Raw genomic sequence first — 26,063 nt, 5'->3', positions numbered from 1 at the left:
GATGGGGTTGTGGGGACTCTGGTCAGGCGAGCGAGACGTCGACCGGGACCGCGCTGCGGAGGGTATGGCCGACGGGCGAGCTGGCGAGGACCTTGGCGTGGAGCGCCTCGATCTCCTCGCGGGGTGCCTCGGAGGCGATGGTGACCACGGCGTCGATCGCGTCGAAGCCGGCGTGGCCGTCGGCGAGGCCGAGGAAGACCGTGAGGTCGACGTCGCCCTTGAGATCGATACGCAGGTCGTCGAGCTTGATCCCCGCGACCGAGGCGTTCGCGGCGTAGCCGACGGCGAGGCAGTTGCCCAGGGCGCCGAGAAGCTGCTCGACGGGGTTGGCAGCGGTGTCTCCGCCGCCGAGGCCCGCGGGCTCGTCGGACTGGGTCGGCTCGAAGGATCGGATCTTCGCCTCCGAGGCGAAGGCGCCCTTCCAGGTCACGTGGGCCGCCCACGTGGTGCGCGCCTTGGCGGGATCGTCCTGGATCGCCTGGACGAGGTTGCCGACGGCGGCGAGGTCGACATCGTTGAGCTGTGTCCGTGAATCGAGGCTCATGGGAACACTCCGGGGTCGAGGGACTAGGTTAATCGAGATAATAGACTAACTAACTCGACTATTGGGGGAGTCTCAGCGCGCGATCCGGCGTGAGGTGATCAACCCGGTGTCGAACCCGGCCAGGTGCAGGCCGCCGTGGAAGCGGGCGTGCTCGATCTTGAGGCAGCGGTTCTGGACGACGGTCAGCCCGGCGGCTCGAGCGGTCGTCGCGGCCTCGTCGTTGGTCAGCCCGAGCTGGAACCAGACCACCGGCGAGCCCAGTGCGATCACCTCGTCGACGACCGCGGGCAGGTCGCTCGCCCGGCGGAAGACGTCGACGATATCGGGGGTCTCCGGGAGGTCGGCCAGGCTGGCGTAGACGGGCCGGCCGAGCACCTCGCGGCCCGCGGCGTTCGGGTTGATGAAGTAGAGCCGGTAGTCGGTGTCCTGGGTGAGATAGGTCGCCACGTAGTAGCTCGACCGGGCCGTGTTGGCGGAGAAGCCGACGATCGCGATCGACGCCGCTGCCCGGAGCAGCCCCTGCCGCTCGCGTGCGGTCGGCTCATGGGGAATCTGCGCGATGGTCATCAGAGTTCCTTCGTGGCGGCGGTGAGCGCCTGGTCGAGGTCGAAGATGATGTCGTCGGCGTCCTCGATGCCGACGCTGATCCGCACCAGGCCGGGGGAGACGCCGGCCTCGGCGAGCCGCGACTCGCTGAGCTGGCGGTGGGTGGTCGAGGCGGGGTGGATCACCAGGGTCTTGGCGTCGCCGATGTTGGCCAGGTGGCTGGCGAGCTCGACCGACTCGATGAACCGCTCCCCGGCCGCCCGGCCGCCGGCGATGTCGAAGGAGAAGACGCTGCCCGGACCCTGGGGCAGATACTTCTGCGCCCTCGAGTGGTGCGGGTGGGAGGGCAGCCCGGCCCAGCGGACGTGCTCGATCCGCGGGTCGGCATCGAGCCACTCGGCGACGATCCGGGCGTTCTCCACGTGGCGCTGGACCCGCAGGGCCAAGGTCTCGACGCCGAGGGCGAGCTGCCACGCCGACTGGGGCGACAGCGTGGCGCCGACGTTGCGCAGGTGCTCGGCGCGGAGCCGGGTGAGGAAGGCGTACTCGCCGAAGTTGCCCCACCATGACAGGCCGCCGTAGTGCTCGACCGGCTCGTGGAAGAGCGGGAACCGCTCGGGCGAGTACTCGAAGCGGCCGGACTCGACCACCACGCCGCCCAGCGTGGTCCCGTGCCCGCCGAGGAACTTGGTCGCCGAGTGCACCACGATGTCGGCGCCCCACTCGATCGGCCGGGACAGGTACGGCGTCGGGATCGTCGAGTCGACGACCAGCGGCACGCCGTGGGCATGCGCGACATCGGCCAGTCCGGCCAGGTCGGCGATGTCGCCGGACGGGTTGGCGACGGTCTCGGCGAAGACCAGCTTCGTCTCGGGGCGGATGGCTGCTGCGTACGCCTCGGGGTCGGTCGAGGACACGAAGGTGGTCGCGACGCCGAAGCGGCGCAGGGTGACGTCGAGCTGGGTGACCGAGCCGCCGTAGAGCTGGGCAGAGGCGACGATGTGGTCGCCGGCACCCGCCAGGGAGGCGAAGGTGACGAACTCCGCCGACAGGCCCGACGCGGTGGCGACCGCCCCGATGCCCCCTTCCAGGGAGGCGAGGCGCTCCTCGAACGCGGCGACGGTCGGGTTGCCGACGCGGGTGTAGATGTTGCCGTACTTCTGCAGCGCGAAGCGTGCCGCGGCGTCGGCGGTGTCGTCGAAGACGAACGAGGCCGACTGGTAGATCGGCAGCGCCCGGGCGCCCTGGGCGGCGTCGGGGATGTTGCCCGCGTGGATCGCACGGGTGTTGAAGCCGTACGCGTGGTCGCTCATGAACCATCTCCAGTTCGATCGTTGAGGAAGCCCTCGACGAGGTCGAGGTAGCCCGGTGGGTCGAGCAGGAACGAGTCGTGGCCCCAGGTCGAGGCGATCTCGTGGCGCTCGACGTCGACCCCCGCGCGCCGCAGCTCCTTCTCGATCAGGACCGAGTGGGAGGTCCCGAAGCGCCAGTCGGAGTCGAAGGAGATCACCTGGAACCGGGTGTTCCGGATCGCCTTCGCGAAACCGTCGTCGGCGAAGGGGTCGAAGTAGTCGAGGAGGCGGGAGAGATAGAGGTAGGAGAGTGCGTCGAAGCGGTCGACGAACGTGCTCGCCTGGTGGTCGAGATAGCTCTCGATCTCGAAGTCGATCCCGAACCCCGGCGTCGAACCGTCGCGCCGCGAGCGGCCGAACTTCGCCTCCAGCCCGGGCTCGGAGACGTACGTGACGTGGCCGAGCATCCGTGCCACCGAGAGCCCGTCGACGGGGACGACGCCGTGGTCCGGGTAGCGCCCGCCGTGGAAGTCGGGGTCGCGGAGGATCGCCTGCCGGGCGATGTTCGAGAGCGCGATGTTCTGCGTGCTCAGCCGGGCGGAGGTGGCCACCAGGACCGCCCGTTCGATCTGGCCGGGGGCGTCGGCGGCCCACTGCAGGATCTGCATGCCGCCGAGCGACCCGCCGACGGCGGCGTGGAGCCGCTCGACGCCGAGGTGGGCCAGCAGCCGGCGGTGGACGGTCACCAGGTCGGCGACCGAGATCAGCGGGAAGTCGAGCCCCCAGGCGCGGCCGGTGGCGGGATCGGTCGAGGACGGCCCGGTGGTGCCTCGGCAGCCGCCGAGGAGGTTGGCGCAGACGACGAAGAACCGGTCCGTGTCGACCGGCTTCCCCGGCCCGACCATCGTCGACCACCACTGCGCCGCCTCGGCGTCGCCGGTGAGCGCGTGGGCGACGAACACGACGTTGTCCCGGGCGGGCGCGAGGTCGCCGTAGGTCGCGTAGGCGACCTCGACGGGAGCCAGCGTGCGGCCGCCGGACAGGTGCAGCGGTTCGGCCTCGTCGAAGAGGCGGGCACGACGCACGGCGGTCAATCGACACCCCTCTCTGCATTAAGTCGAGTTAGTAACTACAGAATTTAGCGCGTGTATCGGGCTCGGCGGTGGATGTCCGGCATCCAGGCAGCCAGGTCCCCGGCCGATCCCTCAGGGAGGGCTGGTTGACTTACCCCCGTGACAACCAGTGCTGACACTCCCGAGCTCGACCTGACGACCGACGTGGTGACGCTGACCCGGCAGCTGATGGACATCAACTCGGTGAGCCTCAACGAGCTGGAGCTGGCCGATGCCGTGGAGCGGGCACTGGCCGCGTACGACCACCTCGTCGTCGAGCGGCGGGGCAACTCGATCGTGGCGCGCACCGATCTCGGTCTCCCCGAGCGCGTGGTCATCGCGGGCCACCTCGACACGGTGCCGGTCAACGGCAACTTCCCGAGCCGCCTCGACGAGGCCACCGGCATCCTGCACGGCCTCGGAGCCTGCGACATGAAGTCCGGTGACGCGGTCATCCTCAAGCTCGCCGCCACGCTGGACGCGCCCAACCGCGACGTGACGTACGTCTTCTACGACGCCGAGGAGATCGAGGCCGTCCACAACGGACTCGGCAAGCTCGCGGCCAGCGAGCCCGACCTGCTCGCCGGGGACTTCGCGATCCTGATGGAGCCCTCCAACGCCGGCGTCGAGGCGGGCTGCCAGGGCACCCTGCGGGTCGAGGTGCGCACCACCGGCGAGCGCTCCCACAGTGCCCGCTCGTGGCGCGGTGTCAACGCGATCCACAAGGCCGGCGAGGTGCTGCGCCGCCTGGAGGCGTACGTCCCGCGCAAGCCGGTCATCGACGGGCTCGAGTACCACGAGGGGCTCAACGCGGTCTTCGTCTCCGGGGGAGTGGCTGGCAACGTGATCCCCGACGAGTGCGTGGTCACGGTCAACTACCGCTTCGCGCCGGACCGCTCCGAGGAGGAGGCGCTCGCCTTCGTGCAGAGCTTCTTCGAGGGCTACGAGGTCACCCTGACCGACTCCGCGCCCGGGGCGCTGCCGGGCCTGGACCGGCCGGCGGCCAAGGCCTTCGTCGAGGCGGTCGGCGGCGAGGTCGGGCCCAAGTTCGGCTGGACCGATGTGGCGCGGTTCACGGTTCTCGGCATACCGGCGGTCAACTATGGTCCAGGGGACCCGATGTTCGCCCACAAAGCCGACGAGCACGTGCGGATCTCCGAGATCACCACGTGCGAGCTGGCCCTTCGTGATTGGTTGACCGCATGACGCGACGCAGCGGCTCCGGCCCGCGCCCCACCAAGGGGCGTCCGGCCGGCAGCACCACCGACCAACGACTGCTGGACAGCTCCGGCCACGGCGACTGGGTCCACACCGACCCCTGGCGGGTCATGAAGATCCAGGCCGAGTTCGTCGAGGGGTTCAACGACCTCTCCGAGATCGGTCCCGCGATCAGCGTGTTCGGGTCCGCGCGCACGCCTCACGACCACCCGACCTACGCCCAGGCCGAGGCGGTCGGCCGCGGACTGGCCGAGGCCGGCTTCGTGGTGATCACCGGCGGTGGCCCGGGCACGATGGAGGCGGCCAACAAGGGCGCCCTGGAGGCCGGTGGCGAGTCGATCGGCCTCGGCATCGAGCTGCCCTTCGAGGCCAGGCTCAACGACTACGTCAGCTTCGGGCTCAACTTCCGCTACTTCTTCGTGCGGAAGATGATGTTCGTCAAGTACTCCCAGGGCTACGTCGTCATGCCCGGCGGCCTCGGCACCATGGACGAGCTCTTCGAGGCGATGACGCTCTCCCAGACCAAGAAGATCACCCAGTTCCCGATCGTGCTGATGGGCGTGAAGCACTGGGAGGGGCTCCTCGACTGGATGCGCGAGACGATGCTCTCCGACGGCCGGATCAAGCAGACCGACCTCGACATGATCACCCTCACCGACGACGTGGACGAGGCGGTCGAGCTGATGCTGAAGGCGCGTGACTGAAGCGATGGGCTGGATCTTCGCGGCACTCATCGTGCTGGTTCTCGGAGGAGTCGCCCTCGTAGCCGCCGGATCAGGTGCGCCGATGGGGGAGGAGTACGGCGACCGGCCCGACGCTCTGGTGCCCCGCGACCGCGTCCTGGAGGCAGCAGACCTGCGTCGCGTACGTTTCTCGGTCGCGCTCCGCGGCTACCGGATGGACGAGGTGGACGCTCTGATCGCCCGCCTTGCCGAGGAGGCAGAATGGCGTGAGTCGACCGCGGCCGGGGATGCCGGTGACGGGGTCGGAGTCGGGGGACTCACATCACACACGCCCGAGCCCGATTCGGGCTCGCCCGACGTCTAGGACAGAATCGCTGCCGTGAGCTTCGCTGCCGTACTCGTCTACGCCGTGACCGCCCTGGTCGCGGTGATCGTCGCGCTCACCTACCTCAAGCCCCATCTCCTGCAGCCGCAGCGGGCGGGACTGCCGCCCCGGATCCACCTGTACGCCGGCGTCGCCGGCCTGCTGATCTGGGTCCTCTTCCTCGCCTCGCCGTCGTCGTTCTTCCTCGGCGGCAACCTCCCGGGCGTGATCGGGCTCTTCGGGATCTGGCTGGCCGCGATCGCGGGTCTCTACCTGCTCGCCCGGCGGCTCAAGGAGCAGCGCGCCGGTGCCGTCGACGACGACTACGGCTATGACGACTACGACGAGGAGTACGCCGCCGAGGACGGTTACGGCTACGACGAGTCCGGCTATGACGATGCCGGCTACGACGGCTACAGCGAGTACGACGACCGGGCCGGCTACGCCGACCCGCGGCGATCGGCCCAGCAGTCGGTGGCCCGGTCCGCGGTCCCGCCCGTTCCGCAGCCGGTCGCCCAGCCCGGACGACCGGCCGAGCGCAGGCCCGAGCCTCGGCCTGAGCCTCGGCCGGAGCCTCGACGGGCGGCCGCCGGGCTCGACGAGACCGCGGTGATGGCTCCGGTCGAACGTGACCCCTCGCCCGCACCGCCGCCGGCTCCCGCACCCGCTCCTGCTCCCGCGCCGGCGCGGGACGGGCAGATCGGTCGTCGCGTGGCAGGGCGTCAGGCGCCGCCGCAGCCCGCGCCCCAGCAGCCTTCGGCACCGCAGCCCCCGCCCGCGCCGCAGCGGTCCGCCCCGCAGCGGTCTGCCCCGCAGCGGTCTGCGCAGCGCCCTCCCGCGCCCCAGCCGCCCGCGCCGGACGCCCCCGTGCGATCCCGGCAGGAGCGGTCCCGCCAGGAGTGGCCGGCGCCCGCACGCCCCGCCCAGGAGCGGCCCGCGCAGGAGCGTCCGGTGCAGGAGCGTCCGGTGCAGGAGCGGCCGGCACCGGAGCAGCCGGTGCGCGAGCGGCCCGCGCCCCAGCGCCCGACGCCGCAGCGCCCGACACCGCAGCGCCCGACACCGCAACGCCCGGCGCCTCAGCACCAGGCTCCGCAGCCGCCGCCACCCGAGCAGCCCCAGCCGGGCCAGCCCCAGCCTGGCCAGCCCCAGCCGGGCCGTGGCCAGGGCGGCCAGGATCCGTGGGGTCGCCGGCAGGAGCCGCCGCAGCGCCGCTCCCGTGGCTACGACAACCGCTACGACGACCGCCGCAACGACAGCCACGACGAGTTCGCCGACCGCCGATACCGTCGTGACAGCAGCTACTCGGGCTACCCGGGTCAGCCGCAGCCGGGCCAGCCGCAGCCGGCCCCGCCGCGCGCCCCGCGGCCCGCGCCACGCCCGGCACCGCAGCCCGAGCCGCAGCCCGAGCCCGCACCCGCACCGCCGCCGAGCCGGCCGTCGGGTCGCCGGGTGGCGCAGGAGCCCGAGGCGTACGACCCCTACTCCTTCGAGTCCTACGGTCCCCGTGGCCGGGCCGAGTCCGAGGCGCCGCGCGCGCCCCAGAGGCGGTCGCGTCGGCAGCAGGACCAGGACTACGACGACCCCGCCTACGCGGGATACGAGCAGGGCTACGACCAGGCCTACGAGCAGGGCTACGACCAGCCGTACGCCCAGGGCTACGACTACGACGAGGCGTACGACCGCGGCTACGACGACCGCTACGACGATCGCTATGACGACGCCTACGACCGGTCGGCCGGCGGCGATCACCGGGAGCGTGGCGGAGCGTTCCTCGAGGGCTCCGGGGCGGCGATCGTGGTGCACCTCACGCTGGTGATCCTGGCGATCTGGTTGACGTGGGCCTACGGGACCTCGGTCATCTGACAGGTTCGATTGCAGGTCAACCCGCCGAAACTCCCACCTTGCCGTCAGGTCTGCTGACCTGATGAGGGATAATGGACGCGCAATGCGCGCTCCGAGGCCATCCGGCAGGTGAGCGCCGACACGCGAGACACGGAAGAAGGTGCCGCATGGCGGCGATGAAGCCGCGGACGGGAGACGGTCCGCTGGAGGTCACCAAGGAAGGTCGGGGCATCGTGATGCGCGTCCCGCTCGAGGGTGGTGGCCGGTTGGTCGTCGAACTGAACGCCGAAGAGGCCGCTGCGCTCGGCGAAGAGATCAAAGGTCTCGGGCTGAACGCGTAGATGACCACAACGCTGCCGTCACAGGCTCTGCCGTCGCAGGTCACGCCGCCCACCTTCACGCTCAGCCCTCTCGGTCCGGAGAGCCTCGATGCCGAGATCATCGCGCTCCCGGTCATCCCCGGCGAGGATGCGCTGGTCATCGGTCCCGGGGCCGCCGACCTGGGCGACGATCACGACCTGCTGGGTCACCTCGAGTTCGAGGGTGCCACCGGCAGTGCCGGTGAGGTGACGACGTACGCCGTCGCCGGCTCCGGTGCGCTGCGACGGATCCTACTGATCGGTGTCGGCGCGCAACGTCGCGACGACTTCCGGCGAGCGGGGGCCGCACTGGCTCGCGCCGTACGGGACCGGTCGGAGGTGGTCACGACCATTCCGGCAGTCGATCCCGAGGTCGGGCTGGAGCCGTTCGTGGCCGGCGCGACGCTGGGGTCCTTCCTCTTCCACTGGCGCTCCGAGGGAGCGCCGTGGACGCCGGTGGAGACGATCACCCTGGCCGACCTAGGCGATGACCAGGCGGCAGCGTTGGACCGGGCTCAGGCGATCGCGCGCGCCGGCTGGCGCGCGCGATTCTTCGCCACGGTCCCGAGCAACCTCAAGAACCCGGCCTGGCTCGCCGAGCAGGCCACGGCCCTGGGTGCGGAGACCGGTCTGAAGGTCACCGTCTGGGGCGAGGACCAGCTCGCCGCGGAGGGCTTCGGGGGCATCGTCGCGGTCGGTCAGGGATCGGCGACCCCGCCGAGGCTGATCCGGCTCGACTACACGCCCCGCAAGGCCGGCCGGAGGACGCCGACCGTGGTGCTGGTCGGCAAGGGCATCACCTTCGACACCGGCGGGCTCAACATCAAGCCCGGTGACGGCATGATCAACATGAAGCGCGACATGACCGGCGGCGCGGTGGTGCTCTCGGTGATGTCGGCGCTCGCCGAGATCGGCTGCCCGGTCAAGGTCGTCGGTCTCATCGCCTCCGCGGAGAACGCCATCTCCGGCTCGGCGCTGCGTCCCGGCGACGTGGTCACCCACTACGGCGGCCGCACCTCCGAGGTCACCAACACCGACGCCGAGGGCCGGCTCGTGCTGGCCGACGCGATGGCGTACGCCGTGGACAAGATCAAACCTGCCGCGCTGGTCGACATCGCCACCCTGACCGGTGCGATGCGGGTGGCGCTCGGGCAGACGATGGCCGGCTACTTCGCCGACGACGACGCGCTGGCGAACCGGCTGAGCGAGGCCTCGGACCTGTCCGGCGAGACGCTGTGGCGGATGCCGCTGGTCGCGGACTACGAGGACAAGCTGTCCTCGAAGGTCGCCGACGCCGACAACGCCCCCGGCGGCCCCGGCGCCATCACCGCCGCGCTCTTCCTGCACCACTTCACCGGCGGAATCCCGTGGGCCCACCTCGACGTGGCCTGCGGTGACGCCTACGCCGACGTCCACGAGCTCACCCCCGGCCCCACCGGCTTCGGTGCCCGGGTGCTGCTGACGTGGCTGGCCGAAGCGGACCCGCTGGCCGGCGTCGGTTCCTGACGAGAGGTCACCCCGGTCGGCCGAGAGGTCACCTACGTCGGCCGAGCCGGCACGCAGGTGCCGCCTCGGCCGACGGGGCTGACGCCTCGCTCGGCTAGATCTTGCGGGCGAGCAGCAGGCCGTCGCCGACGGGGAGCAGCAGCGGGATCAGGTCGTCGTTGTCGGCGACCTGCTGGTTGAGCTCGCGGATGGTGGCGGTCTCCTCGTCGCGTACGGACGGGTCGGCCACGCGGTCGTGCCACAGCGCGTTGTCGAAGGCGACCACGCCGCCGGGACGGAGGAGGCGCAGGGCCTCCTTGAGGTAGGCCGCGTACTCCGTCTTGTCGCCGTCGACGAAGACGATGTCGTAGTGGTTGTCGGTGAGCCGGGGGAGCACGTCGAGGGCGGCGCCGGCGATGCACCGCGCCTGCCGCTGGCCGAAGCCGGCCTCGGTGAAGCTCTGCCGCGCCAGCCGCTGGTGCTCGGTCTCGATGTCGACGGTGGTCAGGACCCCGTCGGGACGCATTCCGCGCAGCAGCCACAGCCCGGAGACGCCCGTGCCGGTGCCGACCTCGACGACGTTCTTGGCGTCCAGGACGGAGGCGAGGAAGCGGAGCGTGGCGCCACCGCCCGGCCCGATCGGCGCGACTCCGACCTCCTCGGCCCGGGAGCGGGCGGCTGCGAGGAGGTCGTCCTCCGCGACGTACTCGTCGGCGTAGGTCCAACTTGCGGTCGAGACAGGGCTGGTCACACCGCAAAACCTAACGTGTTTCCCTCCACGGTGCGGGAACGCCTGATCCAACTTGTGCGTTGGACGGTGACAGGAAGAGGAAAAATAGGAGCCTCACAGGCAACTCTCAGCCCTTCCAGGTCCAGGCGATCTACCGTAGGAGATGTCAGCGATCAGCGAGACAGGCAGGAGCACCATGACCGCGGAACCCACGACCGAGACCCCGACGTCAGAGCCGGGTGTGCCGTCGTGGGACGAGATCGTGGAGAAGCACTCCGACAGGGTCTACCGGCTCGCCTACCGTCTTACCGGCAACCGCCCCGACGCGGAGGATCTCACCCAAGAGGTCTTCGTACGCGTCTTCCGCTCTCTCGACACCTACAGCCCCGGCACCTTCGAGGGCTGGCTGCACCGGATCACCACCAACCTCTTCCTGGACCAGGCCCGCCGCAAGCAGCGGATCCGCTTCGATGCCCTCTCCGACGAGCGCGCCTCGCGCCTGACGAGCAACGGCCCGACGCCCGACCTGGCCTACACCGACCAGCGCTTCGACGACGACATCGAGCGCGCCCTGGCCACGCTGCCGCCCGACTTCCGGGCCGCGGTCGTGCTCTGTGACGTGGAGGGGCTCTCCTACGAGGAGATCTCGGAGATCCTCGGTGCCAAGCTCGGCACCGTCCGTTCGCGGATCCACCGCGGCCGGGCGATGCTCCGTGACGCTCTCGCCCACCGCGCCCCGCGCGGCGGACGGCTGCGTCACTCCGGGCCCAAGGTGTTGTGGGGCGGGGCTTCATGAGTTTTTTGGGCAACCACCTCGGCGCGCGCACCAGCGCGCTTCTCGACGGCCAGCTCCCCGAAGCGGAGGAGGAGCGGGCCTGGGCCCACGTGCACGAGTGCTGCGCCTGCCGCCGCCTCGTCGAGCGTGAGGGCTGGCTCAAGCGGCGCCTGGCCGGGCTGAGCGTCGATCCCGGCGTCTCGGCCCCGGCCGACCTGAAAGGGTCTCTCCGTGGTGGCGTGATGGCCGCCTCGATGTGGCCCACCGATGACCCTTCGACAAGCTCAGGACATCGCCTCGGCGAGAGCTACTCCGACCCCCGTTCCATGCGGCGTACGTTGGTGATGGTCGCCGCCGGTGGCGGTGCTGTCGGCGCCGCGGTGTTCAGCATGTTCACCTTCGCCGCCGCGCCCGCCGACGCGCCGGTCCCGAGGAATCTTCCGGTCACCTCGGTCACCCAGGTCCCGGGCGCCCCGGTCGTCGCGCACGTACGCCGCTGACCGGCGACACGGCGACACGTCACGAGACCCCGGCTGCCCATTGTTGGGACGAGTGGGAAGAATGGGTCCTGTGACGCAGGAACCACAAGACGACCAGTCGCGGCCGATCTCTCGTTGGGCACCGCCGAGCAACGTGCCGAACGTGCCCCCGGCCGGACAGTCGTCCCCCGACAACGTCGTCGACGACGAGCGCGACACGGCTGAGGTGCCGCTTCCGGACGTACCGAGGCCCGCTGTCGCGCCGGGCCCGGGCGCCGTCACCGGCCCGATGCCGCCCTCGCCGCCGCCGCCCGGTCCCTCGCTGCCCGGGTTCGACGCCCCGCCGGTCCCGCCGCCCGTGTCAGCGGTCAGGACCGACTCCACGCAGCGCCGGCGCGTTCCGGGCCCGATCTGGGCGCTCGCGGCTGCCGTGGCTTTCCTGCTCGGGGTGCTGGGCGGATACGCAGGTGGCGTGCTCGAGGACCAGGACGACATGTCCAGCCTGGCCGGCGGCGGGCTCGACCCCGGCTCGATCGAGACCGACGCGCCCCTGGCGGGTGACGACGCCAGCATCGTGAAGGTGGCCGCGACGCTGCTGCCCTCGACGGTGCAGATCTTCGCCGAATACCAGGGCGTCGAGGACGCCGCGACCGGCTCCGGGTTCGTCTTCGACCGCAACGGCCACGTGGTGACCAACAACCACGTCGTCGCCGACGCGGCCAAGGCCAAGGGCAGCATCGAGGTGGTCGACCACAAGGGCCGTCGCTACAAGGCCGACGTGGTCGGGCGCAGCGCGGTCTACGACCTCGCGGTGCTCGACGTGCCGGAGGTCAAGGAGCTCGAGCCCGCGTCGCTGGGCAGCACCTCGAGGCTGAGGATCGGTGAGGGGGTCGTGGCCATCGGCTCGCCGCTCGGTCTCAGCTCGACGGTGACCTCGGGCATCGTGAGCGCGCTCCAGCGCCCGGTGAGCACCGGACAGACCGAGGACGACACCTCTTACATCAACGCCGTCCAGACCGACGCCGCGATCAACCCCGGCAACTCCGGCGGTCCGCTCGTCAACCTCGTCGGCCAGGTCATCGGGGTCAACTCGGCGATCGCGACCGCTGGTGGCGGCGAGGGCGGTGAGGGCGGCAGCATCGGCGTCGGCTTCGCGATCCCGATCGACCAGGTCAAGGTGACCGCCGCGCAGATCCTCAAGACCGGCAAGGCCACCTACCCGATCGTCGGCGCCTCCGTCGACGTCCAGGCCGTCGACCACAACGGTGCGTTGATCTCGGTGGTGGAGGCGGGTTCGCCCGCGGCCGCCGGCGGGCTCAAGGACGGCGACCGGGTCACCAAGGTCGGCGACGTCACCGTCACCGACGGGATCGGCATGATCGTCGCCATCCGCGCCCACCAGCCGGGGGAGACGATCGAGTTCACCGTGATGCGCAACGGCGCCCGCCACGAGCTCAAGATCAAGCTGGAGGCACAGACCGAGAACCTCGCCTGACACCGCGAGGCAGAAGACGCGAAGAGCTGCTGGGCGCGATGCCCGGCAGCTCTTCGCGTTGTTGTGGGGAAGGTTTGGTTGTGGGGGTTGAGGGCTGTGACTCAGGACGCGTCCGGCGTGGCGGCGGGCGCAGCGCCCTCGGCCTCGACGAACGGGTGGTCGGCCACGAAGGCCTTGGTCTGCGAGTACATGTCATCGATGAACTTCTCGAGGACGCTGGCCTCGACGCGCCACTGGCCGCGGCCGCCGATCTTGATGGCGGGGAGCTCACCACGGCGGACAAGGGCATAGACCTGTGCGCTCGAGGTGTTGAGCACCTCGGCCACGTCGGCAAGAGTCAGGAAGCGGGGGGTACCAGACATAAGGATCAGTCTCCCAGACTTGGCAAGCGGCCGTAAACCATCGCGCAAACCTGTTAGCCCGCTTTAGGTAGTGTTGCGCTGCTTTGTGGATGCGTGGTGGGTGAACCGTGAAGCAGAGTCGCGCTAGGCAGCGAACAAGAGATACAACCCGCCAACAGTGAAGCCGACCATCGTCACCAGAAGCGGCACCTGCCCGGTCACCAGATGCTGCTTGGGAAGCACCTGGAGCGCCCGGATGTGGGCCGACCAGACGCCGAGCACGTGACCGATGATCACCGCGGCCACCTTGATCACGGCCAGCAGCGTGGCGTGGAAGGCGAAGAAGTAGGAGACCGGGAGGTCGGCCGTTCCGAACCAGTCGCCTCCGTTTCCGAGCGGATCCGACGCGTTGCGCAGCGTCGCCAGCCCGCTCTCCCAGAAGTAGCTGAGGTAGTGGGCCACGACGTAGCCGACGATGATCGGCACGATCGAGGGCGCCAGCTCGGCGGGCAGCGCCCGGCGCGGCACGTCACCGACGCCGGTCAGCATCGTCCCGAGGCAGTAGAACCCGGCCACGACCAGCGGGAACGAGATCAGGGCGAGGTTGCTGATCAGGTAGGCGGTGCCGCCCGAGATCTCCGGGCTCTGCACGATCTGGAGCCAAGGCGGAGACTCCCGGTAGGAGTCGTAGACGATGGTGCCGAACAGCACGGAGACGACCGCGACCAGGCCGGGGGCCGGACGCAGGGTGTCGAGGTTGCCGAGCGGGGTGCGCAGGACCAGGTTGCCGGCCTGCGTACGTCCCCACACCGACAGCTTCGCGGTCAGTGACGAGTAGACCTCGAACGGGTCGCAGCGCTCCAGGAATTCCTCACCGAAGAGCACGCCGCCGAGGATCATGACGGCCAGGTAGACGGCCAGCCAGAGACGTACGGGGCCGAGGTAGTTGTTGTCCGGGTAGACCAGCTCGAGCCAGGCGAAGGCGAGGAGCGTGAACGCCGCGGGCCAGTAGCCGAGGCGCTCGGGCAGCCGGAGCGGGGGATCGCCCGGTCCGCGCAGCCAGGTCAGTCCGGCCACGAACGTGCGGGCCGGGCTGATCGCCTTCCAGACCGGTCCGAAGAGGAGCGAGAACGGGACGAGGCCGACCCAGATCCAGACGTACGTCATCCCGAAGATGGGATTCAGGGCGTTGTCGGAGCCGGCGAAGGCGACCAGCACGAAGTAGGCGAAGATCAGCAGCCCGACGACGCGCCACAGCGCGCTCCAGGCGGGGGAGTCGACGACACGCCCGAGCCGCGGCAACGGCCAACCTCGGGGGTTGCGACTCTGCGGACCCTGTGCGGCGACCAGCTCGCCCTCGGCGGCGCGCCTGGTGGTCAGCACCAGCAGTGCGAAGGAGACGACCAGGGCGAGGACGGCGCCCGCGATGACGTACTCGAGCGGCAGTGGGAGGTCCTGGCGACCGCCCACGCCGTGGGTGAGGATCACCTGACCTCGAGGGTGACGATGGTCTTGCCGAGCGTGTGCGACTCGACCACGAACTGACCGGGGATGTCGAACGCGCCCAGGCTGATCCGGGTGGTGCCCACGCCGTAGGCGGCGGACTGCGCCGGGTCGGTGTGCACGTGGATCTCGCCGGCGGCGTCGGCGGTCACGTCGAGCTCGACGCTGTGGCCGAGCGGGACGTCGACCTGGGTGCCGTGCGGGTCGACCGAGTCATCGGAGAAGTTGATCTGGACGACCACCGGGTCGCTGTCGGTGCTGGGCTCGGTGGCGACGTCGTTTCCGCAGGCGGTCGCGATCGACGCGATCCCGCAGATTGCTGCCACGACCGCGATGATTCGGGCCGTGAGGCGCATTGCTCCCCCGTTTCGTGGGCTAAGTTCAAGCTGGCTTCTGCCACAATCGCACATGAACCAAAGAGGGGGCTGAGAGGGTATGAGCGAGCGTCAGCGAGCGACCATAGGCCTCAGGCCGCCACGTCCGTACGATGGCGCTTTGGCTATGGAGGTGGCAGCATGAGCGACCGACTTCGGCCACGTGAGGTGGCGTTCCTGGACGGGGAGACGCTTTCGGTGCCGCACCAGGTGGCGAGCATCGAGCTGATCCAGCCCCGGTCCGAGGGCTTCGACTACGGCGCGTTCCTCGAGCACGTCGAGGACCGGCTGTCCTTCGTGCCCCGCTACCGCCAACGGGTCCGGGTGGTGCCCGGTCGCATCGCCTACCCGGTCTGGGCGGACGACGACCGGTTCGACCTCACCTACCACGTACGCCGCTCCGCGCTGCCCCGCCCGGGCTCGATGGACCAGCTCCTCGACCTGGCCGGCCGGATCGTCTCCCGGCCCCTGGACCGCTCCCGGCCGCTGTGGGAGCTCTACGTCATCGAGGGGCTGGCCGGCGATCGGGTCGCACTGATCACCAAGACCCACCAGGCGCTGGTGGACGGTGCCGAGACGGTCGACCTGGTCCAGCTGCTGCTCGACGACAAGCCCGAGGTCGGGCCGATCGTGCCCGACCTGTGGGAGCCGCCGGAGCCGCAGTCGAGTGCCCGTCTGGTCGCAGGTGCGGTCTTCGACGCGGTCACCTCGGTCAGCGGGCTGACCGGCACCGCACGCAGCCTGGGCGGCGTCGCCCTGGGACGGGTCACCAGCGTCGCCAAGGATCTCCAGACCGCGGGCAACGGGATCGCCCGGGCGCTCACCGGCCGGACTCCGGAGCGGCCGACACCGCTCAGCGGCGCGCTCTCCCAGCAGCGGCTGGTGGTCACGCTGCAGGCCGATCTGGCCGACTTCCGCCGCATCCGGGACACCCACGGCGGCACCGTCAACGACGTGATCCTCGCTGCCGTCACCGGCGGTCTGCGCGCGTGGCTGATGACCCGGCAGCAGTCGCTGGCCGGCGTACGCCAGGTGCCGGCGCTGGTGCCGGTCTCGGTGATCGACGAGGAGCTCGACCCGACGCAGCTGGGCTCGGCGGTCGCGCCCCACTTCGTGGTGCTGCCGGTCGCGGAGCCGTCGCCGGTGGTCCGCCTCCACCAGGTGTCCTACTCCTTCGAGCAGCACAAGGCGAACGCCCGCACGGTCAGCGCGCAGCGGCTGGCGGGGATCAGCGGCTTCGCCCCGGCGACCTTCCACGTGGTCGGCTCCCGGGTGGCCGCCGAGAGCGAGCACGACTACCTGCTCTCGGTGTGCAACGTGCCCGGTCCGCAGGAGGCTCGCTATGCGGCCGGCTCGCGGCTGGTGGCCTCCTATCCGATCCACCCGCTGACCGAGGGCCACGCCCTCGCGATCGGGGTGACCTCCTACGACGGCCAGGTCTTCTTCGCGATCACCGCCGACCGTGACCTGGTGCCCGACGCGTCGCTGGTCGGACAGTGCATCAGCGAGGCCCTCGACGAGCTGCTCGACACCGCATCCGGCCGCCGCTTCCGCGCGCCTCGGGGCCTGCGCGTGGTCAAGAACTCCGGCGAGTGAGGCACAATCCCACCGTGACCCGCATCTACGTACCCGCCACGCTCGCGCTGCTCGCTGACTGGTACGCCAAGGGCGAGCTGCCCGGCACCGCCGACGGCTACGCCGCCCCCGACGACAGCGAAGAGGCCGAGTACGCAGCCCTGATGAGCGCCGCCGACGACTCGGCGGCGCTCTTGGCCGGTCCCGGGCGCCGGGTCGTGGTCGTCGTGGACGCGCCGGCCGCCCTGGGCGACCAGGTGGTGCCGTTGAAGCTCGTCGCCGCCGTCCACGCCGACCTCGCCGACCGGCCCGCCGACGCCGACCCCGACGAGGACCTGGGCTGGTTCGCGACCCAGGAGATCCCTCAGCTCATCGGGTAGATCGGCGTCGGCGGCGCGGTCTCAGGCCGGGGTCACTCCTCCTCGCCCCACCACGTCTCGGTGTCGACGCCCTGGTAGGGCGGGACCTTGACGGTGCGGGCACCGGCCTTGCCGCCGATGGTGATGGTGCGGTAGCTGACGTTGTTCGACCGCGTCCGCTCGTAGAGGTTGCCGTCGGGGTTGACGGTGACCTTGATCCGGTAGGTGCCGTTCTTGACCTTGCTCAGGTCGAAGGCCTGGGTCTGGGCCTGGTTGTAGGTGTCGCCCCAGCCCGTCGGCATGGTCTCCCGGAGCCAGAGCGCGGACTTCTCGCCACAGGCCGACTGCAGGCCGGTCTGGCTGGGCCGCAGCGTCGCGCCGGGCACGGTCAGGTCCACCGGGTCGGTCGGCGCGAGGCACCAGGACTGCTTGCCGCTCGTGGAGACGACCTTGTCCTTGGCGTCGACCAGCTCGTACTTGGCGAAGTCGAGGAAGTGCCAGTGGTTGTGCTCGGGCGCCTCGTGGAACTCCATCGTGCCGGTGCGCTTCACCCCGACCTGCTTACCGTCGCGGTAGAACATCTGGTAGGCGTCCATCACCGCCGAGGTGCCGCGGCGGAAGCCCTCCACGACCATCGGCGCGGGGCCCGCGTTCCACTCGTTGGCGGCGAAGTTGAGGCGGTCGGTGCCGCTTTCGTCGACCTCGGTCGAGATCTGCCATGCGGGCAGCGAGACCAGGTCGGGCAGGGTGTCCTTCTTGGGCTTGCCCGGCTTGATGATGCCGAGAGCGCCGCCCAGCGGGAGCCGGCCGCGGCCGTTCTCGCCGCCCTCCAGCGTCTCTCGCGGCACCACGGTGCGGGCGCCCTGGTCGTCATCGGCGCCGTGCGCCGCCATGATGCCCATCTCGCCCTCGGTCTCGCAGCCACCCTCGGCGCATCCGTCGACGATGACCAGATCCTGCTTGGCGGTGCGGCTGGCGTTCGGCAGACCGAGGAAGTCGGCGACCGCCTTGCTGACGCTCATCGTCATGGTGAGCCGGGTCTCGCCCTTGGTCTCGAACTCGAGGTCGGAGACGGCCGGGACCGCCATGCCCCGCTCGATCCCGTAGAGGACGCCCTTGGTGAACCAGTTGCCGCCGCAGAACTCGGGGTAGACCGGACCGGTGGCGCCGTCGGTCTGCACCCGCTGCCGGTCGTAGCCACCGGGGCACAGCGGCCGGGTGTCGTCGAGGACGACCTTGCCGGACTTGGTCTTGAGCGTGACCCGCAGGCCGTCCTTGAAGCCCTTCATCCCGTCGACGATCGAGGCCGGCGCGGTCGTGGTGGTGCGCTTCTTGCCCCGGATGACGGTCTTTGTCAGCTTGACCGGCTCGTCGTAGGCAGCGTGGCTCGCACGGAACTCGAAGGCAGCGTCATAGGCGGCCAGCCAGACCGACGGCTGGAAGTACGCCGTCCCTTCCCACGCCTCCACCTGGACGGTGTCGGCGGCGGCGACGAGCTTCAGCGTTCCCTTGCCGGTAGCACCGCTCGCGGGTCCCGAGTTCGCCGTCACCGTCGTGGTGAGGACGAGTGCGGCTGCCACCAGCCCGATGCCGGCCGAGACCAGCTGCCGCGTGCGCGTACGAGGTTTTACCATCGAGATGCCCCCTCATGAGTGGCCCGAATCCCTCCTGATCCGAGACCTGAATCCCGGCAATCTATTGCCGAGCACCTATGGGGACGGTTGGCTTTTCAGTTCGGTTGCACCAGATCGGTGACAAAATTTCAGCGGGAGAGATACGCCGCGCCCACGGCCTGCTCGAGGTCGAAGGCCTTGAGCATCAGCTCCTCGACGTACGCCTCGAGCTTGGCCCCGACCAAGGGCACCGGCACCTTGATGTTCAGCCGCACGCTCTCGGTGGTGCGCCCGTCGGACTCCGACAGGGAGATGTTGCCGCGCAGGGTGGCCAGGCCGCCGGGGACGGTGATGTCGACGACCGCCACCGTGTCGGAGGACCAGACCTCGTTTTGGTGGACGGTCAGGTCGCCGGTGACGATGCGCTTCGCGAACGACGGTACGCCGACGGTGGACTGCACGCGGTCGATGCGGACCTCCCGCGGCGCGCCGCCGATGGTCACCCGGCGACGGAGCGCGCCCTGGGCGTCGGCGACCTGCTCCCGGAAGCCCGGGTCGGCGAGCATCGCGGACACCTCGCCCATGCGAGCGTCGTAGACGAGCTCGTGCTGAAGGGTCGTCGTCATTGCCGAAATCCTTTGAGGCTCTTCTGCGGGTTGGGACGGGGGATGAGGGGGCTCAGCCGGCGAGCCAGCGGGTGCCCACCTCATGCTCCTTCTCGAGCGCCTTCTTGAAGATCGAGAGGATGAGGTCCTCCAGCTTTCCGCTGACCAGGGGCACATTCACGGTAGCGGTCAAGGTGACGGTCTCGACGGTCCCTGTGCCGTTCTCGGCCAGGCGGGCGGTGCCGGACAGCGAGCCGGGCTTGCCGGGCAGGGTGAGCTTGAGGTCGCCGGAGGCGAAGTCGGAGGACCAGATCTCGTCCTGGTGCACCTCGATGGTCTCGCCCACGAACTTCTTCGCGAACCCGGGCACGCCGCTGACCGCCTGCTCGTAGCGGATGCTCACCGTCGACCCGGTGATCGCCACGCTCTTGGACAGCGCGTGCTGCGCGTCGCAGACCTGCTCGCGGAACGTCGCGTCGGCGAGCATCCGGGAGACGGCTGCGATCGGGGCGTCGTAGGCCAGGTCCACCGACAGCTTTTTGCTCATGACCACACATCATGACGCCTACGCGGGCCAGAGTCATCAGTGAAGGGACCGAGAGAACCGACACATTCTCCGGGTATGCTCTTTACCGCGGCGCCGGCGACCGGGCCATCGGCCTATGACTCACATCGGCGATTCCTTTGGACGCGGCGGCCTATCCGGAGTGATGCCGGGATACCGTGAGAGGTGTGTCAACGGAGACGCATATCAAACCTGTCCAAGCTCCGCAGAACGTCCTGCAGAACCGACTGCCGAGCACCACCTATTTCCGCCACGTAGCCCCCGAGGAGCTCACCGGCCGCAGCGAGGCTGATCTCGCCGGCGCGGTGGGATCGCATCTGGCGCTGGCAGCGAAACGCCCCCAGGGCACCGCCGCCGTGCGCATCCTCACCCCGACCACCGCCGCAGACGGTTGGTCCGCCGGAGGCCGCAGCGTCGTCGAGATCGTCGTCGACGACATGCCCTACCTCGTGGACTCGGTCAAGACCGAGCTCTACCGTCGTGGCCTCGACGTCCATCTCGTCGTCCACCCCGTCATCGACGTCGCCCGTGACGTGACCGGTGCGCTCGAGGGGGTGAACGAAGGAGACATCCGCGAGTCCTGGATGCACATCGAGATCGACCGCCTCGCCCCCGACGCCGCCAAGGAGATCGTCGCGGGTCTGGAGGGCATCCTCGAGGACGTACGCGAGGTCGTCGAGGACGAGCCGCGGCTGCACCGCCGGCTGGCGGAGATCGCGGCCGGCCTGCGCTACACCCCGCCCAACAGCGTGCCGCGCGAGGAGGCCGCCGAGGCCGCCGAGCTGCTGGCCTGGCTGGCCGAGGACCACTTCCTGCTGACCGGCTACCGGGAGTACCGCCTCGACGGCGACTACCTGCGCGGCCGCTCCGGCACCGGCCTCGGCATCCTGCGTGCCGACCCGCCGCAGGCCCCCGACCACGGCAAGATGCCGCCGAAGGTCGCCGCCCACGCCCGGGACAAGGTCATGCTCGTCCTGGCGAAGGCCAACTCCCGCTCGACCGTCGGGGAGCCCGCCTACCTCGACCACGTCGGCATCAAGATCTTCAACGGCGCCGGCGAGGTGGTCGGCGAGCACCGTTTCCTCGGCCTGTTCACCACCAAGGCGGCCCGGGAGTCGGTGACCCGGATACCGGTCGTCCGCGGCAAGGTCGCCGCGGTCCTCGACCACACCGGCTACGACCGCCGCAGCCACACCGGCAAGGCCATGCTCGACGCGATGGAGTCCTACCCGCGCGAGGAGCTCTTCCACGCCTCCACCGAGGAGCTGATGGACCTCGCCGAGGCCGCGCTGGGAGCGATCGAGCGTCGCATCCTGCGGGTGGCCGTCCGGCCCGACACGTACGGCCGCTACGTCTCGGTGCTCGTCTCGCTGCCGCGTGACCGCTACAACACGACGGTCCGCGAGCGGTTCTCGAAGGTGCTCCTCGAAGCCCTCGGCGGCACCGACCTGGAGTTCACCGTACGCATCAGCGAGTCGACCACGGCCCGGGTGCACTTCGTGGTGCACGGCACCACCGAGTCGCTGGGCAAGGCCCTGGACACCCCGGGGCTGATCGACAGCCTGGAGTCGCGGCTGCGCAAGGCCGCCCGGAGCTGGCGCGACGACCTCGTCAGCGCGGTCATCGCCCATGCCGGCGAGGACGGCGCGGCCCGGCTCTCGCACGTGCTCGACGCCTTCCCGGAGGCCTACAAGGAGGACTTCGACGCCGACACCGGCGCCGCCGACCTGACCCGCCTGGAGCTGCTCTCGCACCAGGGCGAGGCGGTCGACTTCTCCTTCTACAAGGACCCGGAGAGCCCCGGCGGATTCCGGATCAAGATCTACCGCACCGGTGGCCCGCTCTCGCTGTCGCTGATGCTGCCGATCCTGTCCTCGTTCGGCTTCGAGGTCACCGACGAGCGGCCCTACGACCTGGAGGGCGTCGGCACGTCGGGTTCGGAGGAGTGGTTCATCTACGACTTCGGCCTCGCCTACTCCGGCACCCCGGCCGGCACGCCCACCCAGCTGGTCGCAGCGCTGCACCAGGCCTGGTCCGGGCGAAGCGAGATCGACGGGCTGAACGCGCTCGTCCTGGCGGGGCTCGACCACGGCCAGGTCACGATGCTGCGTGCGTACGCCCGCTACCTGCGCCAGACCGGCACCCCGAGCTCGTTCTTCTCGATCGGCAACGCGCTGTGCACCAACCCGGGCATCGCCCGGCAGATCGTGGAGCTGTTCGAGACGCGTTTCGACCCCTCGCTCACCGCGCGTGACGAGACCAAGCGGGCCGAGGCGATCATCGAGGCTCTCGACGACGTGGCGAGCCTGGACCAGGACCGGATCCTGCGCAGCTACGTCGCCGCGATCCTGGCGACGACGCGGACCAACTACTACCGCGGGCGGGACTACCTCTCGTTCAAGTTCGACCCGCAGCAGCTGCCCGACCTGCCGCTGCCGCGGCCGGCGTACGAGATCTTCGTCTACTCACCCGACGTCGAGGGCGTGCACCTGCGCTTCGACGCGGTGGCCCGTGGTGGGCTGCGGTGGAGCGACCGGCGCGACGACTTCCGCACCGAGGTGCTGGGGCTGGCGAAGGCGCAGCAGGTCAAGAACACCGTGATCGTGCCGGGTGGCGCGAAGGGTGGCTTCGTCCCCAAGGGCGTGGCCGGTCCCGACGCCTACGTCACGTTCCTGCGCGGTCTCCTCGACGTCACCGACAACCGGGTGGACGGCGAGATCGTGCCGCCGGCCGACGTGGTCCGCCACGACGCCGACGACTCCTACCTGGTCGTCGCGGCCGACAAGGGCACCGCCACGTTCTCCGACCTGGCCAACTCGGTCGCGGCGGAGTACGACTTCTGGCTCGGCGACGCGTTCGCCTCCGGGGGCTCGGCGGGCTACGACCACAAGGCGATGGGCATCACCTCGCGGGGTGCCTGGGTCTCGGTGCAGCACCACTTCAAGCGGCTCGGCATCGACCCGCAGGTCGACGAGATCACCGCGGTCGGCGTCGGGGACATGTCCGGCGACGTCTTCGGCAACGGCATGCTTCGCTCGGACCGCATCCGGCTGGTGGCCGCCTTCGACCACCGGCACATCTTCATCGACCCGACGCCCGACGCGGCGACGGGCTTCCAGGAGCGGAAGCGGCTCTTCGAGACGCCCCGGTCGACCTGGGAGTCCTACGACACCTCGCTGATCTCGGCGGGTGGCGGCGTGTGGTCGCGGCAGCTGAAGTGGGTGCCGATCAGCCCCGAGGTGCGTACGGCGCTCGGCCTGGCGACCGACGTCAAGCGGCTCACTCCGCAGGAGCTGATCAGCGCGATCCTGCGGGCGCCGGTCGACCTGCTGTGGAACGGCGGGATCGGGACGTACGTCAAGGCGTCCAGCGAGACCGATGCCGATGCCGGTGACCACGCCAACGACGGTGTCCGGGTGGACGCCGCCGAGCTGCGGGTGCGGGTCGTCGGTGAGGGCGGCAACCTGGGCATCACCCAGGCCGGCCGGGTCGAGTTCGCTCGCAAGGGCGGACTGATCAACACCGACGCGATCGACAACTCCGCCGGTGTCGACACCTCCGACCACGAGGTCAACCTCAAGATCCTGCTCGACCGAGAGGTACGTGCGGGCTCGCTCACGCTGGCTGCGCGGGACGAGCTCCTCGAGGAGATGACCGACGAGGTCGCGGCGCTGGTCCTGGCCGACAACGAGGCCCACAACGTCACCCTGACCCGTGCGGTCGCCTCGGCGCCGCAGCTCCTGGAGGCTCACGAGCGCCAGATCGCGGAGTGGGTCACCGAGGGCGTGCTCGACCGCGATGTCGAGGGACTGCCGTCGTCGACCGAGGTCGCACGCCGCCTGGAGGCGGGGGAGGGGCTCACCGCCCCCGAGCTGGCCGTCGTCCTCGCCTGGACCAAGATCGAGCGTCGGCGTGAGCTGGTCGCCGAGGGCCTGCCCGACCCGGCCGAGGACGAGGAGATGACCCAGCGCCTGGTCGCCTACTTCCCGACCCCGATCCGCGAGCGGTTCCCCGAGGCCATCGTGGATCACCCGCTGCGACGGGAGATCTGGGCGACCTCGGCGGTCAACGAAGAGGTCAACCGTGCCTTCGGGTGCGTAGACGAGCCGTCACGGTGAGCACGGTGCCGGCGAGCACGAGGGAGACGCCGAGCGCGGCGAAGATCCACGATGGGCCGCCGGTGTCGGGCAACGAGCTCTGAGGTGAGCTCTCCGTCGGCGGTCCCGGGTTCGGGGCCGTCGGCGGATTCTCATCTCCGCCCGGGGTCGGGACGTCGGTCGGCTCCGGCGCCGGGGTCGGGTCCGGTGTCGGGGTCGGCTCGGGCGTCGGGTCCGGCGTGGGCGTCGGGTCCGGTGTCGGGGTCGGGTCCGGCGTCGGGCTCGGCGAGGCGACCTCGTCGACCCGGAAGTCCTGCCCGCCGTGGATCTCCCCGGCGGAGGTGATCGTGACCGTGCGCGAGGCCTCGCCCACGACACGCATCCCGTCGGGCGCGGTGACGGTGATCGTGTAGTCGCCCGGCGGAAGGTCCTCGACGATGTAGCCACCCGCGTCGTCGGTCGTGACCTCGAACGGGCCGTCGGGACCGTCGACGATGACGGTGACACCGGCGACCGGGTCGCCGCTCGAGGCGTCGGTGACCCGCCCGGCGATCGATCCGGGGCGGGTGAGGTCGAAGTCGACCCCGGTCACGTCGGTCGAGGCGACCGTGACGGGTCGCGTGGTGGCGCCCGAGTAGCCCTCGGGCGCGTCGATCTCCGCGGTGTAGTCGCCGGGCGGCACCCCGTCGAGCGTGTAGTTGCCGTCGCCGTCGGTGACGGTGGTGATCGGGTCGCCGCCGCCGGCGGGCACCAGGCGCACCTGGACGCCGCCGAGCCCGCTGCCGCCACCGGTCACGGTGCCCGAGACGCTGGCCAGCTGGTCGACCACGAAGTCCTGGTCGGTGATCGGGGTGTCGTCGACGGTGATGTCGGAGCGGGTCGTGCCGTCGGGGCCCGCGGTGTAGCCGGCGGGCACGGTGAGGGTCACCGAGTAGCCCGTGCCGGCCCCGTTGTCGTCGAAGAGGTAGCTGCCGTCGGTGCCGGTGGTCGTGGTCGCGGTGGTGCCGTCAGGACGGGTGAGGGTCACGGTCGCGCCGGGGACCGGGGCACCGGCGTCGTCACGTACGGTGCCGCTGATCGGCTGCGGGATCACCTGGCGTACGTCGAAGTCGGCTCGTGAGGCGGGGTCGCCGTCGTTGCCGCGGTTGCTGACGGTCGTTTCGGTCTCTCCGACGGTCACACACCCCTCGGGCTGGCTCAGCCGGACGGTGTAGCCGTCCTGGGTGGCGAGCTCGCCGAAGGAGTAGGTGCCGTCGGCGGCGGGGCTCGTGGTGGCCAGCGTCTCGCCGTAGGGCGAGACCAGGGTGAGCACCGAGTCCTCGACCGGGCACGATCCGGAGGTCGACACGTCGGTGACGGTGCCGCCGATCGGGCGCGCCCTGCTCACGAACCAGGTCTGGTAGACCGGGAAACCGGCACGGCGGGTGAAGACGAAGGTCAGGCTGGTGAGCCGGATGTCGGGCTCGTACCAGCCGCTGGCTCCGTTGGTGTCGGTCGCGGTCGGGTTGCCGGTCAGCGTCGAGGTGGCCGGGTTCCAGGTCGGCTGGTCGGTGCCGCCGGCGTAGTTGAACGGGCCCTGGAACCATGCGGAGATCGCTGCGGCCGGGACGTCCTCGCCGTTCTCGTCGGTCGCCCGGATCTGGACCTGGTCGGAGTCGATGTCACCGAGCACGAACGCCCAGCCGGTGTCGGGCGTGGGGTTGGCGAAGGTGTACGTCGTGGTCGAGGCCCCGCTCGGGGTGTCCGCCTTCGGGCGCAGGTTGATGTAGGCGGACCCGCGGCTCGAGCCGTACTTGGCGCCCGGAGGCGTGCCGGCGTCGAGGAAGGTGGACGCGCCGCTGGGAAGGGCGACGTTGGCGCGGGAGTCGCTCGCCATCTGTGCCGCCGGGAAACCTGCCGACCGCTGGGTCATCGTCGTGGAGTAGTCGTTCGACGTCCCGGAGACGGGCGCCCACTCGGCCCACGAGTCGGTCATCGCGTGGGCCGGTGCCGGCGACAGCACCGTGACGAACACTCCGGCCAATAGTGCCAACGCCAGGCAGGCCCGGTTGAACATGGAGGGGTTCCTTTGCTTCCGAGGAGCAAAACGTTGCGTTGGGGGACTTAG

At 70.4% G+C, this 26,063-nt stretch carries 24 protein-coding genes; 12 read left to right on the top strand and 12 right to left on the bottom strand.

Features of this window, described 5'->3' with window-relative positions:
* Nucleotides 1-22: 22 nt before the first annotated feature.
* The 4 genes from HD557_RS19170 to metX all read right to left on the bottom strand — a co-directional run bounded on the left by HD557_RS19170 (nt 23) and on the right by metX (nt 3,467).
* The gene (locus HD557_RS19170) at nt 23-544 is read right to left on the bottom strand and encodes an OsmC family protein (protein WP_196875047.1); all 522 of its coding nucleotides are present in this window, start codon (nt 542-544) and stop codon (nt 23-25) included.
* A gap of 72 nt (nt 545-616) precedes the next feature.
* A complete protein-coding gene (locus HD557_RS19165; protein WP_196875046.1) occupies nt 617-1,111 on the bottom strand; it encodes a CoA-binding protein in 495 nt (164 codons plus the stop codon).
* Nucleotides 1,111-2,403 carry an O-acetylhomoserine aminocarboxypropyltransferase/cysteine synthase family protein gene (locus tag HD557_RS19160; RefSeq protein ID WP_196875045.1) on the bottom strand — a complete coding sequence of 431 codons (1,293 nt, stop codon included), beginning with the start codon at nt 2,401-2,403 and terminating at the stop codon, nt 1,111-1,113. The genes HD557_RS19165 and HD557_RS19160 overlap by 1 nt, the downstream gene beginning before the upstream one ends.
* A complete protein-coding gene (gene metX, locus HD557_RS19155) occupies nt 2,400-3,467 on the bottom strand; it encodes a homoserine O-acetyltransferase MetX (protein ID WP_307785665.1) in 1,068 nt (355 codons plus the stop codon). The genes HD557_RS19160 and metX overlap by 4 nt, the downstream gene beginning before the upstream one ends.
* A 147-nt stretch (nt 3,468-3,614) precedes the next feature.
* Here metX and dapE point away from each other — a divergent pair, with 147 nt between their 5' ends.
* The 6 genes from dapE (at nt 3,615) to HD557_RS19125 (ending at nt 9,466) form a co-directional block, all read left to right on the top strand.
* The gene (gene dapE / locus HD557_RS19150; RefSeq protein WP_196875043.1) at nt 3,615-4,700 is read left to right on the top strand and encodes a succinyl-diaminopimelate desuccinylase; all 1,086 of its coding nucleotides are present in this window, start codon (nt 3,615-3,617) and stop codon (nt 4,698-4,700) included.
* The gene (locus HD557_RS19145) at nt 4,697-5,416 is read left to right on the top strand and encodes an LOG family protein (RefSeq protein WP_008358758.1); all 720 of its coding nucleotides are present in this window, start codon (nt 4,697-4,699) and stop codon (nt 5,414-5,416) included. The genes dapE and HD557_RS19145 overlap by 4 nt, the downstream gene beginning before the upstream one ends.
* The gene (locus HD557_RS19140) at nt 5,409-5,759 is read left to right on the top strand and encodes a DivIVA domain-containing protein (RefSeq protein ID WP_008358756.1); all 351 of its coding nucleotides are present in this window, start codon (nt 5,409-5,411) and stop codon (nt 5,757-5,759) included. Before HD557_RS19145 ends, HD557_RS19140 begins: the two co-directional genes overlap by 8 nt.
* Before the next feature lie 15 nt (nt 5,760-5,774).
* Nucleotides 5,775-7,622: a DUF1097 domain-containing protein gene (locus tag HD557_RS19135; protein WP_196875042.1), complete on the top strand. Its 1,848-nt coding sequence runs from the start codon at nt 5,775-5,777 to the stop codon at nt 7,620-7,622.
* Between the two features lie 146 nt (nt 7,623-7,768).
* A complete protein-coding gene (locus HD557_RS19130) occupies nt 7,769-7,942 on the top strand; it encodes a DUF3117 domain-containing protein (protein ID WP_008358749.1) in 174 nt (57 codons plus the stop codon).
* The gene (locus HD557_RS19125) at nt 7,943-9,466 is read left to right on the top strand and encodes a leucyl aminopeptidase family protein (RefSeq protein WP_196875041.1); all 1,524 of its coding nucleotides are present in this window, start codon (nt 7,943-7,945) and stop codon (nt 9,464-9,466) included.
* A gap of 94 nt (nt 9,467-9,560) precedes the next feature.
* On the opposite strand, the gene HD557_RS19120 is transcribed toward HD557_RS19125, so the two are convergent.
* Nucleotides 9,561-10,196, bottom strand: coding sequence for an O-methyltransferase (locus HD557_RS19120; protein WP_196875040.1), 636 nt, complete (start codon nt 10,194-10,196; stop codon nt 9,561-9,563).
* Between the two features lie 175 nt (nt 10,197-10,371).
* Between HD557_RS19120 and sigE the strand changes: the two genes are divergently transcribed.
* The 3 genes from sigE (at nt 10,372) to HD557_RS19105 (ending at nt 12,924) form a co-directional block, all read left to right on the top strand.
* Complete coding sequence (gene sigE / locus HD557_RS19115) at nt 10,372-10,971, top strand: RNA polymerase sigma factor SigE (RefSeq protein WP_050800737.1); 600 nt, start codon at nt 10,372-10,374, stop codon at nt 10,969-10,971.
* Nucleotides 10,968-11,450, top strand: coding sequence for a hypothetical protein (locus HD557_RS19110; protein WP_196875039.1), 483 nt, complete (start codon nt 10,968-10,970; stop codon nt 11,448-11,450). The genes sigE and HD557_RS19110 overlap by 4 nt, the downstream gene beginning before the upstream one ends.
* Before the next feature lie 142 nt (nt 11,451-11,592).
* Nucleotides 11,593-12,924, top strand: a complete 1,332-nt coding sequence (locus HD557_RS19105; protein WP_196875038.1) for a S1C family serine protease — start codon at nt 11,593-11,595, stop codon at nt 12,922-12,924.
* Nucleotides 12,925-13,025: 101 nt separating this feature from the next.
* Here the strand turns inward: HD557_RS19105 and HD557_RS19100 are convergent, their stop codons facing one another.
* The 3 genes from HD557_RS19100 to HD557_RS19090 form a co-directional block, all read right to left on the bottom strand.
* A complete protein-coding gene (locus tag HD557_RS19100; RefSeq protein ID WP_008358738.1) occupies nt 13,026-13,286 on the bottom strand; it encodes a helix-turn-helix domain-containing protein in 261 nt (86 codons plus the stop codon).
* A 123-nt stretch (nt 13,287-13,409) separates the two neighbouring features.
* Nucleotides 13,410-14,753, bottom strand: coding sequence for a hypothetical protein (locus HD557_RS19095; RefSeq protein WP_196875037.1), 1,344 nt, complete (start codon nt 14,751-14,753; stop codon nt 13,410-13,412).
* Nucleotides 14,750-15,094, bottom strand: a complete 345-nt coding sequence (locus HD557_RS19090) for a hypothetical protein (protein ID WP_196875036.1) — start codon at nt 15,092-15,094, stop codon at nt 14,750-14,752. Before HD557_RS19090 ends, HD557_RS19095 begins: the two co-directional genes overlap by 4 nt.
* A 189-nt stretch (nt 15,095-15,283) precedes the next feature.
* On the opposite strand from HD557_RS19090, the gene HD557_RS19085 reads away from it, so the two are divergent.
* Both HD557_RS19085 and HD557_RS19080 read left to right on the top strand, forming a co-directional pair.
* On the top strand, nt 15,284-16,738 hold the full coding sequence (locus tag HD557_RS19085) for a wax ester/triacylglycerol synthase family O-acyltransferase (RefSeq protein ID WP_196875035.1): 1,455 nt from the start codon (nt 15,284-15,286) through the stop codon (nt 16,736-16,738).
* A gap of 14 nt (nt 16,739-16,752) precedes the next feature.
* Nucleotides 16,753-17,097 (top strand): DUF6912 family protein, encoded by a 345-nt coding sequence (locus HD557_RS19080; protein WP_008358732.1) that lies wholly within the window; start codon nt 16,753-16,755, stop codon nt 17,095-17,097.
* 32 nt (nt 17,098-17,129) lie between these two features.
* Here HD557_RS19080 and HD557_RS19075 read toward each other — a convergent pair whose 3' ends face one another.
* The 3 genes from HD557_RS19075 to HD557_RS19065 all read right to left on the bottom strand — a co-directional run bounded on the left by HD557_RS19075 (nt 17,130) and on the right by HD557_RS19065 (nt 19,841).
* A complete protein-coding gene (locus HD557_RS19075; protein ID WP_196875034.1) occupies nt 17,130-18,710 on the bottom strand; it encodes a lysyl oxidase family protein in 1,581 nt (526 codons plus the stop codon).
* 128 nt (nt 18,711-18,838) lie between these two features.
* On the bottom strand, nt 18,839-19,315 hold the full coding sequence (locus HD557_RS19070) for a DUF2505 domain-containing protein (RefSeq protein ID WP_008358730.1): 477 nt from the start codon (nt 19,313-19,315) through the stop codon (nt 18,839-18,841).
* 52 nt (nt 19,316-19,367) lie between these two features.
* Nucleotides 19,368-19,841, bottom strand: a complete 474-nt coding sequence (locus HD557_RS19065; RefSeq protein WP_040755283.1) for a DUF2505 domain-containing protein — start codon at nt 19,839-19,841, stop codon at nt 19,368-19,370.
* A gap of 176 nt (nt 19,842-20,017) precedes the next feature.
* On the opposite strand from HD557_RS19065, the gene HD557_RS19060 reads away from it, so the two are divergent.
* Nucleotides 20,018-23,977 (top strand): NAD-glutamate dehydrogenase, encoded by a 3,960-nt coding sequence (locus HD557_RS19060; protein ID WP_196875033.1) that lies wholly within the window; start codon nt 20,018-20,020, stop codon nt 23,975-23,977.
* Here HD557_RS19060 and HD557_RS19055 read toward each other — a convergent pair.
* Nucleotides 23,937-26,012, bottom strand: a complete 2,076-nt coding sequence (locus HD557_RS19055) for an MSCRAMM family protein (protein WP_196875032.1) — start codon at nt 26,010-26,012, stop codon at nt 23,937-23,939. The two genes, HD557_RS19060 and HD557_RS19055, sit on opposite strands and share 41 nt — an antisense overlap.
* Nucleotides 26,013-26,063: the final 51 nt, after the last annotated feature.

Source organism: Nocardioides luteus (assembly GCF_015752315.1).
Taxonomy (GTDB): domain Bacteria; phylum Actinomycetota; class Actinomycetes; order Propionibacteriales; family Nocardioidaceae; genus Nocardioides.
This window is presented reverse-complemented; position numbering and strand designations above follow the sequence as displayed.

What these genes read in the sequence shown, in the direction of transcription:
- HD557_RS19055 (WP_196875032.1), bottom strand. Translation starts at nt 26,012, where the DNA reads ATGTTCAACCGGGCCTGCCTGGCGTTGGCACTATTGGCCGGAGTGTTC.
- HD557_RS19125 (WP_196875041.1), top strand. Translation starts at nt 7,943, where the DNA reads ATGACCACAACGCTGCCGTCACAGGCTCTGCCGTCGCAGGTCACGCCG.
- HD557_RS19085 (WP_196875035.1), top strand. Translation starts at nt 15,284, where the DNA reads ATGAGCGACCGACTTCGGCCACGTGAGGTGGCGTTCCTGGACGGGGAG.
- sigE (WP_050800737.1), top strand. Translation starts at nt 10,372, where the DNA reads ATGACCGCGGAACCCACGACCGAGACCCCGACGTCAGAGCCGGGTGTG.
- HD557_RS19130 (WP_008358749.1), top strand. Translation starts at nt 7,769, where the DNA reads ATGGCGGCGATGAAGCCGCGGACGGGAGACGGTCCGCTGGAGGTCACC.
- HD557_RS19170 (WP_196875047.1), bottom strand. Translation starts at nt 544, where the DNA reads ATGAGCCTCGATTCACGGACACAGCTCAACGATGTCGACCTCGCCGCC.
- HD557_RS19065 (WP_040755283.1), bottom strand. Translation starts at nt 19,841, where the DNA reads ATGAGCAAAAAGCTGTCGGTGGACCTGGCCTACGACGCCCCGATCGCA.
- HD557_RS19160 (WP_196875045.1), bottom strand. Translation starts at nt 2,403, where the DNA reads ATGAGCGACCACGCGTACGGCTTCAACACCCGTGCGATCCACGCGGGC.
- HD557_RS19070 (WP_008358730.1), bottom strand. Translation starts at nt 19,315, where the DNA reads ATGACGACGACCCTTCAGCACGAGCTCGTCTACGACGCTCGCATGGGC.
- HD557_RS19165 (WP_196875046.1), bottom strand. Translation starts at nt 1,111, where the DNA reads ATGACCATCGCGCAGATTCCCCATGAGCCGACCGCACGCGAGCGGCAG.
- HD557_RS19075 (WP_196875034.1), bottom strand. Translation starts at nt 18,710, where the DNA reads ATGGTAAAACCTCGTACGCGCACGCGGCAGCTGGTCTCGGCCGGCATC.
- HD557_RS19145 (WP_008358758.1), top strand. Translation starts at nt 4,697, where the DNA reads ATGACGCGACGCAGCGGCTCCGGCCCGCGCCCCACCAAGGGGCGTCCG.
- HD557_RS19110 (WP_196875039.1), top strand. Translation starts at nt 10,968, where the DNA reads ATGAGTTTTTTGGGCAACCACCTCGGCGCGCGCACCAGCGCGCTTCTC.
- HD557_RS19100 (WP_008358738.1), bottom strand. Translation starts at nt 13,286, where the DNA reads ATGTCTGGTACCCCCCGCTTCCTGACTCTTGCCGACGTGGCCGAGGTG.